The 17,248-nt window shown below is 49.9% G+C and carries 19 protein-coding genes; 4 read left to right on the top strand and 15 right to left on the bottom strand.

Translation table 11 applies throughout. From position 1 onward, the window contains the following. Nucleotides 1-5: 5 nt before the first annotated feature. The 9 genes from ilvC to GQS10_RS09165 form a co-directional block, all read right to left on the bottom strand. Entirely contained in the window at nt 6-998 is a 993-nt protein-coding gene (ilvC, locus tag GQS10_RS09205) for a ketol-acid reductoisomerase (RefSeq protein ID WP_166241276.1), read from the bottom strand. A 129-nt stretch (nt 999-1,127) separates the two neighbouring features. Next, nucleotides 1,128-1,619 carry an acetolactate synthase small subunit gene (gene ilvN, locus GQS10_RS09200; RefSeq protein ID WP_166241274.1) on the bottom strand — a complete coding sequence of 164 codons (492 nt, stop codon included), beginning with the start codon at nt 1,617-1,619 and terminating at the stop codon, nt 1,128-1,130. After that, on the bottom strand, nt 1,616-3,361 hold the full coding sequence (gene ilvB, locus GQS10_RS09195) for a biosynthetic-type acetolactate synthase large subunit (protein WP_166241272.1): 1,746 nt from the start codon (nt 3,359-3,361) through the stop codon (nt 1,616-1,618). The genes ilvN and ilvB overlap by 4 nt, the downstream gene beginning before the upstream one ends. A 347-nt stretch (nt 3,362-3,708) precedes the next feature. Continuing rightward, entirely contained in the window at nt 3,709-3,933 is a 225-nt protein-coding gene (locus tag GQS10_RS09190; RefSeq protein WP_166241271.1) for a hypothetical protein, read from the bottom strand. 101 nt (nt 3,934-4,034) lie between these two features. Next, nucleotides 4,035-4,394: a 50S ribosomal protein L20 gene (rplT, locus tag GQS10_RS09185; RefSeq protein WP_166241269.1), complete on the bottom strand. Its 360-nt coding sequence runs from the start codon at nt 4,392-4,394 to the stop codon at nt 4,035-4,037. Nucleotides 4,395-4,432: 38 nt separating this feature from the next. Next, the gene (gene rpmI, locus GQS10_RS09180; RefSeq protein ID WP_166241267.1) at nt 4,433-4,633 is read right to left on the bottom strand and encodes a 50S ribosomal protein L35; all 201 of its coding nucleotides are present in this window, start codon (nt 4,631-4,633) and stop codon (nt 4,433-4,435) included. A 25-nt stretch (nt 4,634-4,658) separates the two neighbouring features. Further along, complete coding sequence (gene infC, locus GQS10_RS09175; protein ID WP_341805033.1) at nt 4,659-5,123, bottom strand: translation initiation factor IF-3; 465 nt, start codon at nt 5,121-5,123, stop codon at nt 4,659-4,661. A 289-nt stretch (nt 5,124-5,412) separates the two neighbouring features. Continuing rightward, nucleotides 5,413-6,663: a glycosyltransferase family 2 protein gene (locus GQS10_RS09170; RefSeq protein WP_166241265.1), complete on the bottom strand. Its 1,251-nt coding sequence runs from the start codon at nt 6,661-6,663 to the stop codon at nt 5,413-5,415. A gap of 879 nt (nt 6,664-7,542) precedes the next feature. Further along, nucleotides 7,543-8,724, bottom strand: a complete 1,182-nt coding sequence (locus GQS10_RS09165; RefSeq protein WP_166241263.1) for a glycosyltransferase family 4 protein — start codon at nt 8,722-8,724, stop codon at nt 7,543-7,545. A gap of 173 nt (nt 8,725-8,897) precedes the next feature. On the opposite strand from GQS10_RS09165, the gene GQS10_RS09160 reads away from it, so the two are divergent. Further along, on the top strand, nt 8,898-9,425 hold the full coding sequence (locus tag GQS10_RS09160) for a phosphatase PAP2 family protein (protein ID WP_166241261.1): 528 nt from the start codon (nt 8,898-8,900) through the stop codon (nt 9,423-9,425). Nucleotides 9,426-9,453: 28 nt separating this feature from the next. After that, nucleotides 9,454-10,593 carry an MGDG synthase family glycosyltransferase gene (locus GQS10_RS09155; protein WP_166241259.1) on the top strand — a complete coding sequence of 380 codons (1,140 nt, stop codon included), beginning with the start codon at nt 9,454-9,456 and terminating at the stop codon, nt 10,591-10,593. A 189-nt stretch (nt 10,594-10,782) separates the two neighbouring features. Here the strand turns inward: GQS10_RS09155 and trmB are convergent, their stop codons facing one another. Beyond that, nucleotides 10,783-11,577 (bottom strand): tRNA (guanosine(46)-N7)-methyltransferase TrmB, encoded by a 795-nt coding sequence (gene trmB, locus GQS10_RS09150; protein ID WP_166241257.1) that lies wholly within the window; start codon nt 11,575-11,577, stop codon nt 10,783-10,785. 133 nt (nt 11,578-11,710) lie between these two features. Beyond that, nucleotides 11,711-11,878, bottom strand: coding sequence for a hypothetical protein (locus tag GQS10_RS09145; protein ID WP_166241127.1), 168 nt, complete (start codon nt 11,876-11,878; stop codon nt 11,711-11,713). Nucleotides 11,879-12,141: 263 nt separating this feature from the next. On the opposite strand from GQS10_RS09145, the gene mnmL reads away from it, so the two are divergent. After that, on the top strand, nt 12,142-13,104 hold the full coding sequence (gene mnmL, locus GQS10_RS09140; protein WP_166241255.1) for a tRNA modification radical SAM protein MnmL/YtqA: 963 nt from the start codon (nt 12,142-12,144) through the stop codon (nt 13,102-13,104). On the opposite strand, the gene GQS10_RS09135 is transcribed toward mnmL, so the two are convergent. Next, nucleotides 13,031-13,861: a phosphatase PAP2 family protein gene (locus tag GQS10_RS09135; protein ID WP_166241253.1), complete on the bottom strand. Its 831-nt coding sequence runs from the start codon at nt 13,859-13,861 to the stop codon at nt 13,031-13,033. The genes mnmL and GQS10_RS09135 overlap by 74 nt on opposite strands. A 65-nt stretch (nt 13,862-13,926) precedes the next feature. Between GQS10_RS09135 and mnmM the strand changes: the two genes are divergently transcribed. Next, nucleotides 13,927-14,502 (top strand): tRNA 5-(aminomethyl)-2-thiouridylate-methyltransferase MnmM, encoded by a 576-nt coding sequence (gene mnmM, locus GQS10_RS09130; protein ID WP_166241251.1) that lies wholly within the window; start codon nt 13,927-13,929, stop codon nt 14,500-14,502. A 94-nt stretch (nt 14,503-14,596) separates the two neighbouring features. Here mnmM and GQS10_RS09125 read toward each other — a convergent pair whose 3' ends face one another. The 3 genes from GQS10_RS09125 to GQS10_RS09115 form a co-directional block, all read right to left on the bottom strand. Beyond that, on the bottom strand, nt 14,597-16,360 hold the full coding sequence (locus GQS10_RS09125) for a B12-binding domain-containing radical SAM protein (protein ID WP_166241249.1): 1,764 nt from the start codon (nt 16,358-16,360) through the stop codon (nt 14,597-14,599). 35 nt (nt 16,361-16,395) lie between these two features. Next, nucleotides 16,396-16,629 (bottom strand): hypothetical protein, encoded by a 234-nt coding sequence (locus GQS10_RS09120; RefSeq protein WP_166241247.1) that lies wholly within the window; start codon nt 16,627-16,629, stop codon nt 16,396-16,398. Nucleotides 16,630-16,742: 113 nt separating this feature from the next. Next, nucleotides 16,743-17,222 (bottom strand): GyrI-like domain-containing protein, encoded by a 480-nt coding sequence (locus GQS10_RS09115; RefSeq protein WP_166241245.1) that lies wholly within the window; start codon nt 17,220-17,222, stop codon nt 16,743-16,745. Between the last annotated feature and the right edge of the window lie 26 nt (nt 17,223-17,248).

Genomic DNA, 17,248 nt, shown 5'->3' with positions numbered 1-17,248 from the left:
CCCCATTACTTTTTGATCCAGTGCATTAACTCACGCAGACGTCCGCCAACCTGCTCGATCGGATGCTCCGACTCGATGCGGCGAGTTGCAGTAAGGAATGCGCGGTTCGATTGATTTTCCAGGATGAAATCGCGTGCGAATTTGCCCTGCTGGATATCGGACAATACCGCCTTCATTTCCTTCTTTGTTTCTGCAGTGATGATACGAGGTCCGGTAACATAGTCGCCGTACTCCGCAGTGTTGGAGATGGAGTGACGCATCGTTGCCAAGCCGCCTTCGTACATCAGGTCAACGATCAGCTTCAGCTCATGCAAGCACTCGAAGTATGCTACTTCTGGCTGGTAGCCTGCTTCGATCAATGTTTCGAAGCCTGCTTTTACAAGCTCGGAAGTACCGCCGCAAAGTACAGCCTGCTCGCCGAACAAGTCGGTTTCTGTTTCTTCGCGGAAGGTCGTTTCGATTACGCCGGCACGAGTACAGCCGATGCCTTTAGCGTATGCAAGGCCAAGCTGCTTCGCAGTGCCTGTTGCGTCTTGGTATACCGCGATCAGGCCCGGTACGCCGAAGCCTTCCACGTATACACGGCGAACCATGTGACCCGGGGACTTCGGAGCAACCATGAAGATGTCCTTATCCGCGGATGGAACGATTTGACCAAAATGAATGTTAAAGCCGTGGGAGAATACAAGCGCCGCGCCGTTTTTCAGGTTCGGAGCGATTTCTTCGTTGTATACTTTCGCTTGTGTTTCGTCCGGCATCAAAATTTGTACAAGATCCGCTTTACGCGCTGCGTCTGCAACGGAGTACACATCGAACCCGTCGTTTTTTGCTTGATCCCAAGAACGGCCTTGACGAAGACCGATAATTACATTAAGTCCGCTGTCGCGAAGGTTTTGCGCCTGCGCGTGGCCTTGGCTGCCGTAACCGATAATCGCGATCGTTTTGCCTTTTAGTAAGTTAATGTCTGCATCCTGCTCGTAGTACATTTGAACTGCCATGAATAGTTCCTCCTTTAATGGTAAGACAAAATCAATCTAATCTATGCATTTCAACCGCCAAAAGCGGCAAAGCATCGAAGTGTCAAAACGCGGCAAAAGGCGGGGGAGCCTTTTTACCCCATAACGCTATTATTTTACAATCCCCCGTATCATAGCCGTTGCGCCAGTCCGCGTCAATTCGCGGATTCCGTACGGCTTCAGAAGCTCGATCATTGCGTCGATTTTCTCATTATCGCCAATAACCTGAACGATTAACGAAGCTGGGCTGATGTCGACGACTGAAGCGCGGAACGTATCAACAATCCCGAGCACTTCAGGACGTGCGGCTGGCTCCGCGTTCACCTTAATGAGCGCCAGTTCTCTTGCAACCATCGGATGTGCGCTTAAATCAATGACCTTGATGACGTCAATCAGCTTATACAACTGCTTCTGAACCTGCTCCAGCGTCCTGTCATCGCCTGTCGTCACAATGATCATGCGCGAGAGGCCTTCTTCTTCCGAGGCGCCGACGGTGATGCTCTCAATGTTGAAGCCGCGGCGGCCGAACAATCCGGAGACCCTTTGCAGGACGCCGGGTTGGTTGTTGACGAGGACGGAGATCGTATGTTTTGTTACGCTCATTCGCTATCCCCCATTAACATTTCATGAATCGCCATACCCGCTTGAACCATCGGATAGACGTTTTCTTCCTTGCGAACTACGAAATCGATGAGTACCGGTCCCGGCGTTTCCATCGCTTCCTTCCAAGCCGTCCGCGCCTCTTCTTTGTTCGTTGCACGAAGCCCCTTCACTCCATAGGCCTCCGCAAGCTTAACAAAGTCAGGGCTGCCTGCGAGATCGATATGGCTGTAGCGGTTGTTGTAAATGATTTCCTGCCACTGACGAACCATGCCGAGAACCTGGTTGTTGATCACAACGATCTTTACCGGAATGTTATTGATCGCACAGATCGCCAGCTCCTGCGAGCACATCTGCATGCCGCCGTCACCGTTAATGGAAACGACCAGCCGCTCCCGGTTCGCCATTTGCGCCCCAATTGCGGATGGGAATCCGAAGCCCATCGTTCCCAAACCGCCGGAGGTGATCCAAGAGCGCGGCTTGTTGAATTTATAATATTGCGCGGCCCACATCTGATGCTGGCCGACGTCGGTTGTCACGATCGCATCGCCGTTTGTTGCCTCATGAATCATTTCAATAACCCATTGCGGCTTCAATTCGGTATCCGAATCAATATATTTCAAAGGCTTATCCGCTTTCCACTGAACAATTTGCTTAATCCAAGCCTTGGAATTCGCCTGCTTCGCCTTTTTGTTCGCCGCTTCAAGCACCATCTTAACATCCCCGACGCACGGAATGTCTACCGTAACGTTCTTTCCGATCTCCGCCGGATCGACGTCGATGTGGGCGATTTTTGCTTTCGGCGCAAACTCGCTTACTTTCATCGTCACGCGGTCATCGAAACGGGCGCCGATGCTGATCAGCAAATCGCAGCTTTGCAGCGCAGTGTTCGCCGTCCACGTACCGTGCATCCCTGGCATCCCCATCCACAGCTCATGTGCGCTTGGGAAACCGCCGAGACCAAGGAGGGTAGTCGTGATCGGGATTTGTGTCTTCTCTACGAATTCCAGAAGCTCTTCGTGAGCGCCGGAGTAAACCACGCCGCCGCCTGCAAGGATGACTGGGCGCTCCGCCTGCTGAATAGCCTGCAGGAGCTTTTCAACCTGCCCCTTGTTCGGCGCTGCCGTTGGGCTGTATCCGCGGATGTTAACCTTGTCCGGATAGTGGAACTCGCAGGTATGAGCCGATACGTCCTTCGGTATATCAATAAGCACCGGACCTTTGCGGCCTGTATTTGCGATATGGAAGGCTTCGGCGATGACGCGCGACAGGTCCTTTACATCACGTACAAGGAAGCTGTGCTTCGTAATCGGCATTGTAATGCCGGTAATATCCGCTTCCTGGAACGCATCCGTACCGATTGCTGTCAGCGCAACGTTGCCGGTAATGACAACGAGCGGAACGGAATCCATGTACGCGGTTGCGATACCTGTTACCAGATTCGTCGCCCCTGGTCCGGATGTCGCAATACATACCCCGACTTTACCTGTTGCCCTCGCGTAACCGTCGGCAGCGTGAATTGCGCCTTGTTCGTGACGAGTCAGCAGGTGGTTGAACTCCTTGTTTCCATGCATGGCATCGTAGATGTACAGCACTGCGCCGCCCGGGTATCCAAAGACGCACTCGACACCCTCCAGCAGCAAGCTCCGCAGCAAAATCTCCGAACCAGAGATTACATCAGGCTGCAAAAGCTTTTTGCGTAGTTCCTTGCCCGTGAGAGAATCCGACTTCAAATCAACACTCATCGATTAAACCTCCTATTCGTCTATGCTAATGTTGTCTTGTAACTCAAAATAATGAAACCGTTTTTGAAACCATATTGATAAAAATGAATACAAAAAACCCCTTTCTCCCGCACTTCAGCCGAAGCTGCGTACGGGACGAAAGGGGTTGAGCTTCCGTGGTACCACCCATCATTTGGCTGCCACCTCACGATGGCAAACCCTTAGGAGGTAATACAATAGTCGCAGAGACTATGATTACCTCGGCACGGTAACGTGTGCCTGACGATTTTCCCTAATAAACAGATCGAAGGCTTCTCGCCATCCGTCTTTCAGGAAAACAGCTCCGAGGTGAGCTCGTTATTAAGGGGTTATGGCCGTGGTTTCAGCTGATCCACCTGCTCTCTGTTCACAAGAGCCCTTAACACTTCGTCCTCATCATTGCCGATTACAGTTGCAATTGGTTTAAAGTTATTATAGGTTTCCGAGATCGGTTCGTCAAGCTGTTTTCTGTTCGCTTGCCACCGCAAATTTATCGGATCCATCCGCTTGACATCCCGCGTATAGATTGTCCGTTGGAACGAATTTTCAATCATCAAATTTGACCAATGGACAAAAACTCACGGCACAGTTCAATTCTGGTACCATGAAAAAAGGCCGCTATCCATCAAGAATAGCGGCCTTCACAACGCGTGGTTTACGCGTTTACTTTTTCTTTTGCTACAGTTGCAAGGCTGTTGAACGCGTTGATGTCGTTTACAGCAAGCTCAGCAAGCATTTTGCGGTTCATAGTCACACCTGCAAGCTTCAAGCCGTGCATCAGCTTGCTGTAGGAAAGACCGTTCATGCGTGCTGCAGCGTTGATCCGTACGATCCAAAGACGACGGAAGTTACGCTTTGTTTGACGACGGTCCCGGTATGCGTACATAAGGGACTTCATCACTTGCTGGTTAGCCATCTTAAACAAGCGGTGTTTCGCGCCGTAGTAGCCTTTCGCCAGCTTTAAGATTTTTTTATGACGACGACGGGTAACGAACCCGCCCTTAACTCTTGCCATAGTAAATACCTCCCTGAGTATTTCGGTCGATTATCAAATTACTTGATTTGTCCAAGAAGCTGCTTCAGACGGCGAACATCGCCAGGTGCCATAACAGGCTGTGTGGAAAGAACGCGCTTAGTGCGGTTGCTCTTATGCGAAAGCAGGTGGTTCTTATGTGCTTTATGGCGCATTACTTTTCCTGTACCGGTAATTTTGAAGCGGCCTTTAAGGCTGCTGTGCGTCTTCATTTTCGGCATGCTAACGTACCTCCAAATTAATTTATCAAGCTTTAGGAGCCAAAATCATAATCATACTGCGGCCTTCCAGCTTCGGTCTGCGTTCAGCGACGGATACTTCCTCCGCTTCCTTCGCAACCCGCTCCAGCACCCGCTGCCCTACGTCGGCATGTGTAATCTCGCGTCCGCGGAAACGAACCGAGCATTTCACTTTATCTCCGTCCTTCAGGAACTTCAGCACGTTACGCAGTTTGGTCTGATAGTCGTGTTCATCGATTGTAGCGCTGAAGCGCACTTCTTTAAGCTCGACGATCTTTTGGTTCTTCCGCGCTTCTTTTTCTTTCTTCTGCTGCTCATAACGGAACTTGCCGTAATCCATGATCCGGCAAACCGGAGGCTTTGCGGTTGGTGCCACGTTTACGAGATCCAAGTTTTGGTCCGCTGCAATTTGCAGCGCTTCACGAAACGGTTTAATACCTAACTGTTCACCTGTCGGTCCGACGAGCCGCACTTCTTTTGCGCGGATTTCTTCATTGATTTGATGCTCTTTAGAAATAGCCTGCCACCTCCATATCTACTGGTAAAACAAAAAAATGTGGGCACAGAGAGCCCACATTTCGTTTACATGGAACGATTAGAAGCTGTAGCTAAATGCATCCAAGTTCAATCCATCGTATTGACGAACCAGCCGAGAATATCGGGCAGGTGAGAAGCGGGCGCCTCTGCTTGCGTCACATATGAAACTGTCATTAATCACTTGAACACTTTAACATACCGAATTCGTTATGTCAAACAATTAATTAACTAACCTGCTTGCTGTGAATATCCTCAAGACGGATTACACGCGTATGCTGCGTATGGCTCCACTGCTTGTTGTTTTGCGTGAAAAACGCATACAGCGTGATCGGATACCACGACAATAAAAATAAAGGATACGTGATCAGCGAAGCATACATCTTCCACGAACGGACGCCTTCAATCAGAAGCGCCAGCGGGAACAACGCATAAATGACTAGAGTGAACACACCCGACATCCATGTCGGCACAAAATCATACAGCGAAGTAAGCGTCTGGGTTCCACCGTGGATAATAATATCGCCCCACAGAATCGCCGTAAAAATAAAGCCGAGCAGAACGTTGTACACATTTACCGAATAGACGGCAGTATCGATCTTTGTCCAGCTGCCTTCCTTCAATCCCTTCCATAACAGCGGGAAGAAATAGCGGCGTGCCACATCAAAATGCCCCTGCATCCAGCGCAAACGCTGACGAGCCGAAGCCTTAAACGTAAGCGGCTTTTCATCGTATACCCTTGCATTATAGTTAAACGTCGGGTAAATCCCGCGTTCCACACAGCGCATCGTAAATTCCAAATCTTCTACAAGGCTTGTCGCACCCCAGCCCATTTCCTTCAACAGCTGGGACTCGAAGCACATTCCCGTACCGCCAAGGAAGTTCGCCATTTTTAAATTACGGCGCGGCATCTGCCACAACCGGTTGCAGTACCAATACGTAACGCCATAGGCAGCAGTAATCCAGGAGTCCTCGGGATTTTTCGTATCCAGATAAGCTTGGATTACACGGGATCCTCTGCACAAATCGTTGTTCATTTCACTCAAGTAATCTTCATGGACCAGGTTGTCTGCATCAAGAATAACAACCCCGTCGTACGATCTAGGCATTTTCCAAAGCTTCTTCAGCATCCATTCGATCGCGTATCCCTTACCCCTGAGGTTCGGAACATTACGCTCCATCGCCTGTGCTCCCAGAGCGCGGGTAACGTCGGCTGTGCCGTCCGTACAGTTGTCACAAATGACAAATACGTCATAAAGATTTTTCGGATAGTTCAATTGCTTTAAATTTTCAATCAGCGCGCCGACCACAGCTTCTTCATTATGGGCGGCAACTAAAACGGCAAACGATTTCTGCGGCTCAAATTGCTTCTCGGATTCTTTTTTCGGCAGCCGCCAGCCGAAAAAGGACAGCAAAAGCTGGTACCCTCCAACCAAAACCAACAGGATCTGTGCTGCAATGACGATCCAGTCAAACATGATATTGCCCCCTTTTTTGTAAAACGACCATGACCCATTCTTTTCTCTATAAGGCTTTCGTAAGAATTATCTTTTTTTGGTGCGCCGCTTCACTGATTGTTGATTTTCCTCTTTTTATTTGTCTTTGTCAAAATCAACGGCGAACCGATTTTACGCTTACATTTGGCCTTACATCCTATTTTCATCGATTCTCTTTGATTTTATAATTCGGATTCGAATATTTGCCATTTCAAAGGCAAAGTGGAATCCGAATTGCATCAAAATTCACCTCTAGTGCCGGGCCCGCTTCTTTGCTATTACTTCGATCACGAAATTTGATCTAATCGCGCTTCGAGTTATTGCATTTTTCTGGGATAATCCATTTCCATTCACTCTTCCTAACGAAATCAACCGCCAAATGGTTGCATCCCCACTGCAATCCTCTTTGCGTGATCGCGTGGTTCAACTGCAAGCTGAACTGACTCCCACTCTAGTAAATGAACACACATGGTATAGGTAGGACCGGAAACGCACCATCAAAACGCAACATTTTTCCCAAATATTACGTCCATTCTTAAAATCGGGTCCCTGTTCATTCCTTCACAACTTTGCGATTTGTTATACTACTACTAGTAAAATAATAGCTCCATCGATTCGGTAGAACTAGCTTGTCCTTAGATTATGTAAAATTCTACCGTTAATAGTTGTCGGTTTACATCGGGCAAAGGAACCAAATCCAATCTGGGTCCGTAAGTAATATCCACTAAGGCTTGCTGCGCGAAACCATCTGCCATAAATCGAGCTTTTTCTCGCATCAACACATCTAGCCGCAGCACGCAAAAAAAGGGCGCTCCCTGCGGAGCCCCCTCGTATAACCAATGCTATCGCAACTGACCGTTTTCACTTTACCAAATGCTGATGCTGCTGAACTTCGCTCCAGTCGGCCTCAGCCGCTGCCCGGAAGCTTAGCAGCAGGCGGTCAAAGATGCTGGGCCACGATTGCTGCATCGCGTAGGCCCGCCCGGCCGCCGACATAAGCAGCCGCTGTCCCGCATTGCGGTACAATTGTACCATGGCGTCACGGAACGCAGTCACGTCACCCGGAGGACACAGCAGCCCGGTTTGGTTGTGCAGCACATTATCCTGCACGCCGCCGGCCTTTGCGCCGATCACTGGGGTGCCCGCCGCCATCGATTCAAGCACGACATTGCCGAAGGTCTCCGTTGCCGACGGAAATACGAATACATCTGAAGCTGCATACAAATCGGCAAGCTGCTGTCCCTGAACGAACCCAAGCAGCTTAATTTGCGTAGACTCACCTAAGCTTTCGGCAATTTCATCGTACGAGGGACCGTCTCCTGCGATAAGCAGCTGCGATCTGCCCGCGATTTCTGGCGGGAGCTGGCGGAACGCATCCAGCAGCACGGACACGCTTTTTTCCGGTGCGAGCCTTCCCACATATAAATAGGTGAACTTCGATGGATCTGCCTCGAAGCCCGCAAGCACCTGGGCCTGGTTCACGTCGGGACGGAACCGCGAGCAATCAACCCCTCTTCCCCATATTTCCAATGGCGTATTGAACCCTTTGGATTGGAGATGGGTAAGGGTCGAATGAGAAGGAACATAAACCTTTCGGCAGTCTTGGTGAAACCACAGCATATAACGCCACAGCATGGCTTCCAGCCATTCCAGCCTGTAGTGAGCCAAATACTGATCGAAATGCGTATGATAGGACGCGACCAAAGGGATCCGATGCTTTTTCGCATAGTGAACGCCGTACAAACCTAGATTAAACGGAGTCGCCACATGAATCAGCGTCGGCTTAAACTCTTTTAACGTTCTTTTAATATTGAGAGGATTTGGAATAGCCAGTTTGCACTCGGGATACAATAGGAAGGGTATACTGTAAAATCTCTCCACCATGGTTTCGCTTCTGCGCACTTCCGAGCGTTCCTCACTGCTTGGAGCAAATACTTTGCAGGCAATTCCCTGGGATTCGAGATAGTTGGTCCAACGGCCAAGTGTACGTGCCACACCATTAACTTCCGGCAAAAAGGTATCCGTAAATATTGCGACTCGCATCTGGAAATTCCCTCCTTCGACGGTTCCTAGTCCTATCATATGATGCAATTGTTAAATCCAAGTAAGCTTGAGTTAAAACTTAACAATATTTTTTTATTCGCTGTTGATATTGTATTAACATTCCCCTTCTACAATGGGAGTAGAACCGCAATGCGTTGAGGAGGCGCTTTTCCATGAATCGTGTGATCGTTTGGCTTCAAGACCATGAACGCAAAATGTTTTTGCGGGCCAATCATAAAATTAGTACTTCTCTAACTTATGCTATTTTATCCAGGCTGACCCATTTAGGCGGGGCAACCATTACGATCGTCACTACCTTATGCATCGGCTTGTTTGCGGTTGCTCCCTGGAGCGGCACGGCGCTCAAGGCGCTTCTCGCATTGGCCCTAAGCCATATTCCAGTTGCCATCATAAAGAAAAAATATCCAAGACTGCGTCCTTATCTTGTTCTGCCGGAAGCGAATGCATGCAAAAAACCGCTAAAGGATCATTCCTTTCCTTCCGGTCATACAACAGCGATTTTTTCCGTCGTAACTCCTTTCCTCATTGCCGCACCGATCCTGAGCCTTATTTTGCTGCCACTTGCCATGCTTGTCGGCTTTTCACGGATGTATCTCGGGCTTCACTATCCATCCGATGTAGCTGCAGGCTGTGTGATTGGCGTTGGGGCCGGAGCGGCGGTATCACATTTTATCGTGTAGCGTTTGTCTCTTAAGGAGGGACTCTCAGGTGAGAAAAAAACGGGTATTGCTTTTGTCTGAAGGCTTTGGCGCGGGTCATACGCAAGCGGCACACGCGCTTGCCGCCTCTCTCAAAGCACTATCCCCGGACATCCAAACCCGGGTGATCGAGCTCGGTATGTTTTTACACCCGACCATCGCTCCATTAATTATTGAAGCTTATAAAAAAACGGTAACCTCCCAGCCCAAGCTTTATGGAATGGTATACCGGAAGCAATACAATAAGCGGATCGGCCGATTCAGCCAGCTGGCTCTTCATCGGCTGTTCTATACCCAAACGGCGGCAGTGCTTCGGCAGCTTCGTCCGGATGCCGTCGTCTGCACTCATCCTTTTCCTAATGCGGTCATTTCCAGAATGAAACGCTCCGGCATGGACATTCCGCTTTGTACGGTCATTACTGATTACGATGCCCACGGCACTTGGATCAGCCATGAGACCAATCAATATTTAGTGTCCACGCCCGAGGTTAAAAGCAAAGTCATGGAGCGTGGGATTGCGCCCTACAAAATCAAAGTCACCGGCATCCCGGTTCATCCGCAATTTTGGCAGCCGCAGGACCGCGATGAGCTGCGCAAAGAGCTGGGGCTGACTCCTCTTCCAACCGTATTGGTTATGGGAGGGGGCTGGGGCCTCGTTGACCAGGAGGAAGTGTTGGAACGCATGGCCCAATGGCGGGACCGCGTTCAGCTCGTATTTTGCCTTGGAAGCAACGAAAAAGCGAAGCAGCGTTTAGCCGTACATCCGCTTTTCCAGCACCGGAACATTCATTTGCTTGGCTTTACAAAGGAAATTTATAAATGGATGGAAGTATCGGATCTGCTTGTTACGAAGCCGGGCGGCATGACCTGCTCGGAAGCTCTCACGAAAGGAATTCCGATGCTGTTCTACAAGCCGATTCCCGGTCAAGAGGAAGAAAACTGCCAATACTTTGTGGAAAATGGCTTTGGCGATGTGATCCGTTCTTTGTCCACAGTAGATGAGTGGTTTGAAAAGCTGTGCATGTATCTGGATGATTTCCGCGCCAAGCGTCCTCAAACGGATCGCACTATACAAGGAATCAATCCGGCAGAAAGCTCGCTCGCTATCATGGCGATGCTGCAGCAGGAAGAAGCCGCCTACACGATGTAGGCGGTTTTTCTGTTTTTCACTCCACTCCCATCGGCATGGGCGTATGGGCGTTCCCTGCAGCGGTTTTACGCCATTCTTACAAAGTATTTCATGACCGAGCAGCGTAAAACGATGAATCCTTATTAACGAAAAAAGCATTACGCATTCAGCGTTCCGAAATGACGGACAGCCATGCGCAATGCTTTTTTTCTAATTTTCTTCGTCGTGCTCCTGGGACTCCGCTTCGTCTGCCGCGATCTCCTGCATTTTGCGGCTAATCTGCTCCTGCTGCTCGCGGTGCTTGGCGATGGCTCTGCTTCCAATGAGCACTTCACAGCGGTAGATCGGCAGGCCCCTGCCGACAAACTTCGTTTCGTATTCCGTCATCACATTTCCCGGCACCGGGCCGTTCCGATGAAGATCTAGCGAAATATTTCGCAGCTTTAGATCCAGCTCCGCAAACGAATTTAAAGAAAACTCAAACAGCGACAAGGAATCGGTTTTAAAATGAATCTCTCCATCCTCGTTTAGAAGCTCAATGTATTTCCGCAGAAAATTGGGATGGGTCAAACGGCGATGCGCATGGCGCGTTTTCGGCCACGGATCGCTGAAATTCAAATAAATACGCTCCAGCTCTCCCGGCGCAAAAAACTGCTCGATCCGCTCAATATTTCCAAGCGCCAACTTCAGGTTCCAGGGCTGCTCGGAACGCTTCTCCTCCCAAATAACCTGGGCCTTCTCACTCGCCTTACGCACCAGCTCATCATACATATCCATTCCGATAAAATCGGCTTCCGGATGCAAGGCGCTCATTTCACTAATGAAATTCCCCTTGCCCATACCAAGCTCGATGCGCAGAGGACGATTCTTCTGCAGCTCTTCGTCGGATGAGGAGGCAAAGGTTTGCTGCCACTTGCCTTTATATTGCGAGGGGTCCAGTACAACCAGCTCCTCGAGCTTTTCCAAATATTCCTTTGTCGTCTTTCTTCGTCTCAGCCGTGACATAACGTCCTCCATTTATCAAATCTCTGCATGCTCCCTATTGTGCCCAACGCGGGAGCGTTTGTAAAGCTTGAGGCAGCAAAAAATCCGCAGTGCGTCGGCACAGCGGATTTAAGAGGTGTGAGTTCGTCTAAGCTTAGTGAAGCTGTTCTTTTTCGATCTGCTTCTTGATTTTCTTACGCGCATTGTTAATAACGTCCGGATTTTCATTGAAACGATAACCAGTTAGTGCCATTGCTTCTTTGACGGTGAGTTCAACCATGACTTTTTCTTCGCCCTTCGGGATCGAGACAGTTGTGTTCACAGCGGTCACCTCTTTACTTAAAATTAGGTACTTTTTAGTATGATGCGCGATGTGCCGGCAGGTTATACAAGAACCCGCACTTTCAGGAAAAACCCTTGATTTTCCTTGGTTTTAATATAACACATCATGTAAGGTGATACAAGGGGAAAACGCTTCCAAAATGGCGGAATTTTCGAATGCTTGTCCACCCTGCCATTCGCATTCGGGACGTCAATCAGGTACAATGGTTACAGCATTTTTGCTTAGAATGGAGCTTGAACATAATGAACTTAACTAATCAGCAATCGACCCCGCTTCTTTGGGGAGATAAACGTTTCCATACATGGAATTACGAAATGCGCGAGCAGTTCGGTACGAAGGTATTCAAGGTGATGCTGGATGCCGGGTTTACTTGCCCGAATCGTGACGGCAATATCGCCACCGGAGGCTGTACCTTCTGCAGCGCTAGAGGCTCAGGCGATTTTGCAGGAAGCCGGCGCGACGACTTGGTTACTCAATTCAACAGCGTCCGCGATTTGCAGCATCAAAAATGGCCGAGCGCGAAATATATCGGCTATTTTCAGGCCTACACCAACACTTACGCTCCACTCCCTGAACTAAAAGAATATTACGAGACCATCTTGGCGCAGCCCGGCGTCGTCGGCTTATCCATTGCCACCCGTCCAGACTGCCTGCCCGACGATGTCATCGAATATTTGGCGGAGCTGAATCAGCGGACGTATTTATGGCTTGAGATGGGCCTGCAAACGGTGCATGAATCGACCTCCGAGCTCATTAACCGTGCGCATGATACCGCCTGCTACCTGGACGCAGTCGAAAGGCTTCGCAAGCACGGCATCCGTGTGTGCACCCACATCATTTACGGCCTGCCTGGCGAGACGCATGACATGATGATGGAAACATGCCGGCAGGTAAGCCAGATGGATGTGCAGGGAATTAAAATTCATCTGCTGCATCTTATGCGTAAGACGCCGATGGTCAAGCAGTACGAGGCTGGCCTGCTGCGCTTCCTGGAGCAAGATGAATATATTCAGCTCATCGTTGATTCGCTGGAAATGCTTCCTCCGGAAATGGTCGTCCACCGCTTAACCGGCGATGCGCCGCGGAATTTGCTCATCGGGCCGATGTGGAGTCTTAAAAAGTGGGAGGTTCTTAACGCCATTGACGCCGAACTCGCAAGACGCGACTCATGGCAAGGGAAGCGATGGACGGGACGCGATCTATAAGGAAATCGGTGAGCTTCACGACCGCATAAGCGAACACCATGCCTGCCGCAACATCCAGCACCCAATGAATACGCAAGTACAGCGTAGAATAGATGATCAACGCGCCGTAAACCGTCATAAAATTGCGGAATACGGCGTCTTTTTCACGTCTGGCGAGCAGCAGCATCGCAAAAGCGATGGAGGTATGCATACTCGGCATGCAGTTCATGACATAGACGAGCTTCTCACTTTCACTGGACCAGCTGCGCTGCAACAAGTCCGGCATGCCGAGTACATACCAAACCTCCTGCAGCAGGATCGTTTGATAAAAAAGAATGATGAGCGGATACTGCAGTAAATGCCCAGCAAAGGTGTAGCGCATAATCCGAACGGTGTCCCTTAGCATAAAGCTGCGGATCAGGGGCAGCCACAGCGGGAAGTAGAAGCCATAATTGTAAACCCACCTCATAATATTGTCCCATGCCGGATGGTGAAACCATTCGCGCACAAACAACCCGTCGTTAAACGGAATGGATTGAAACCAATCATTCCATTGGAACGGATGTGCAAGATGAAGCTGGTTGGAGGCAACGGACCACCATAAGCCCGGGGCCGCCTTCATCGCGTAAAGCAGTAACAGCACCGCCGGGATGCCGAGCACAGCAAAATTCGCCGTATGACGGAGCGTAAACGGTTCGCTGTCCGCTCTCATATTCACGATACAAATCAACACTATAGCGCTAAAAATAATCCATTGCAGCACATCAAACTGCGGCATAGTAAGAAGGTACCCCTTTCTTCCGGCTTTCGCCGGCTTAGTTTAGAACATATGGAGTGAGTCGAATGGGATTTTTATCGGTTTTAAGCTTCGCACACGTGCTTGTAAAAGATCGGGTTAAGCCGGGCGACCTAGCCATCGACGCCACGATGGGAAACGGGAACGATACTCTCGTTCTTGCCAAGCTGGTTGGGCACACAGGCCATGTATTTGGATTCGACGTTCAAGCCGAAGCACTGCAGCAAACACAAGAAAGACTTGGACAACATGGACTCGACAGCAATCGTATCACTTTGCTGCTTCGCGATCATGCGGACATGCTTGATAGTATCCCCCCTGGTTTGCATGGGAAATGCGCCGCTGTCATGTTTAATCTTGGATATTTGCCGGGTGCAGACCCGTCCGTCATTACCCGCACGGACTCCACTCTGCGTGCCTTGGAAGCGGCGTTGACGCTCCTTCGTCCCGGCGGCGTCATTACAGCCGTGGTCTATCCTGGTCACGCCGGCGGCGGGGAAGAAGCCGACGCAGTTGCCGGCTGGGCCTCGAGCCTTGAGCAGCAGCGGGCGCAGACGCTAATTTACCGCTTCGCCAATCAAAGAACGGCGGCCCCCTACTTGATCGCGGTCGAGAAAAAATAACAGACAGCAAAAAAACTCCTGCAGATGAAAGCACAGCGGCTTTCGATCCACAGGAGTTATTTTATTTCAAGCATAACGTGCTTCTGTTCGTTCTTTATACGCGTGCCGATGCTTCTACATAGAACGGGAAGAGCCGCCCATTGACACCGTCATCCGGTCTGTACAGCGCCATTACCGCTGTCGGCCTGCTTACATCCATTCCTTCACCCTGCTGGTAGCGAACAAAATCAAACGGCAGCATTTCAAACACAACATGCTTCTGCAGTTCCTTCTCCGACCAGCCGTACGCCGCCAGCTCAGGCGAAACAAGCTCCGGACGTTCTGCTGCAAGCTTCAGGAGCCGCTGCTGGCGTTCCTTCGCCGCTACGGAATCCCACCATACCTTGCGAGGCTTATGCTTATGCTGCGTGAAATAATCAAGCTTCATCAGCCCTTCGATTACTTCCATACGCTCCGTCCCGCGCTTCAGTAAAAACTCACGCAGCCGGATAAACAAATCCTCCAGCTGGTGGCCGATTCTCGACCAGCCGCGATTTTCCCAGTAGTCGCCGAACTGCTGAAAGAAATCAAATGGAGAATCAAACTCATGCTCGATTAAAAACTCCACCGTCAAATCGCTTCGATGTGCATTCCAGTATTTTTCCAGCACATCCTCTACACGTTTAATCCGCACGAGATCGGAGAACGGCAGCAAATCATTACCCAAAATTTCATATGGCGCCCGGTCCATATACACGTACCCGTATTCCGCTGCACGCTGACGAACCCCGGTGCCCCGAAGCATTTTCAGAAAGCCAAGCTGCAGCTCCTCAGGGCGAAGCGCAAACACATCGTTAAACGTCTTGCGGAACGAGCCGTAATCCTCTTCCGGCAATCCGGCAATTAAGTCGAGATGCTGGTCAATTTTGCCGCTTTCCTTGACCTTCGTCACCGTACGCGACAGCTTGGCGAAATTTTGCTTCCGCTGAATGATTTCATTCGTCGTATCGTTCGTCGACTGCACGCCGATCTCAAAGCGGAAAATTCCCGGCGGCGCATGCTCCGCGAGAAAATCGAGCACCTCCGGCCGCATAATATCCGCTGTAATCTCAAACTGGAACACGCAGCCGGCATGGTTATCAATCAGAAACTGGAAGATTTCCAGGGCATAATCCCGTTTAATATTAAACGTCCGATCCACAAATTTAATCAGCTTCGCGCCGGATTGAATCAAAAAGAGCAAATCGCTCTTTGTGCGTTCCATGCTGAAATACCGCACGCCCACTTCAATACTCGATAAGCAAAACTGGCAGGAAAACGGACATCCCCGGCTCGTCTCGAAATAGACGACGCGATTGGCAATCGCCGGCAAATCCTCCGCAAAGCGGTGCGGGCTCGGGATTTCATCCAGACCCAGCTTTGGACGTGGCGGCGTAATAATTACTTCTTCGCCCTTCCGGTAGGCTAAACCGTACACAAAATGGTACTTTCGATCCCCTTGGTACGTTCTTAGAAAATCTCGGAACGTTTCTTCTCCTTCGCCCACAACGATAAAATCCACCTCGGGCAGTCGGTTCATCCAGTATTCCGTATCGTAAGAAACCTCCGGCCCGCCGAGTACAATCGTTAACTCGGGACGAATCTTTTTTAGCATGCGAACGATCGTAACCGTTTCTTCAATGTTCCATATATAACATGAAAAACCGACCACATCCGGGCTGCGGCCAAACAGGTCGGATACAATGTTGAGCGTCGGATCCTTAATGGTATACTCCGCCATCTCGATCGGAAACTCCGGTTCGCAGAAGGCCTTCAAATAACGCAGTGCCAACGAAGTGTGAATGTATTTTGCATTTAAAGTTGCTAAAACAACGTTCAAGGCTTATCCCTCCAGCCCTCATTGTACCGCTTGGCCTACAGCTCGTCCAGCACGATCGGAAACGACTCGCCTCCCGCTTCCAACAATAAGGCCGGAAAGTGTTCTTCCTGCCAGCTGCCTTTCATCCACCGTCCAGTCCGCTCCCGCATCATTTCATCCAGCCGCTGCTTGCGGTACATGAAGAAGCTGACGTCTCCGTCTGCCTCTTCCATTTGTTCCATAAGCCTTGAACGCTGTTCCATCCAAATCGCGGTATGATACAAGATCATTGTTATCCCTCCAAGGGAACGCTTACGATGAAGCGCATACATGTTTCGGCACCGTAAAGTTCAATTGATTACCGCAAGTATGTCCAATGGAGGAAGGTTCTATGCGAGGAATGCTAAACCGAAATATAAATATCTACTTGACTGTTGTCTGGATCCTGACAACGTTCATCGTATAGTTCAAAATCCACAGCAAACGCTCGCTTATTTTGCCTAGACCATTCCCAAATGTACTGCCATGCTTCCAGGACAACCTCTCGAATCGGCCCTCTTCTTGATGTAAATACGACGTAAGAGGTCTCGGGGACTGCAAAAATGGCGAGATCCTTCGGAACCTCCCTGCCCTCGGCCGCAGTTCCTATCGCAAAGGTATACTCCCCGTTTTCATCCGACTCGTAATCCGTATAGATCGCATAAGTAACAGGCGATGTTTTCCCGGGAATCTCTTCCAAAACCGATTCCTGGTACACACGCTCCCACATGGAAGAGATGACGCCCCTGCCTTCCATTTCCGCTTGGTTGGTCGTTCTGGCTTTAAAGCCCACGACCTGAAAGGAAGAAAGATGAACAGCAGCGATTCCAATTGTATTTTCCATTTTATATCCCCTATCTACGAATTTGC

It is taken from the genome of Paenibacillus turpanensis (genome assembly GCF_011421635.1).
Taxonomy (GTDB): Bacteria; Bacillota; Bacilli; order Paenibacillales; family YIM-B00363; genus Paenibacillus_AK; species Paenibacillus_AK turpanensis.
Note: the sequence above shows the minus strand (reverse complement) of the source record. Positions and strands in the feature narration are given on the sequence as shown.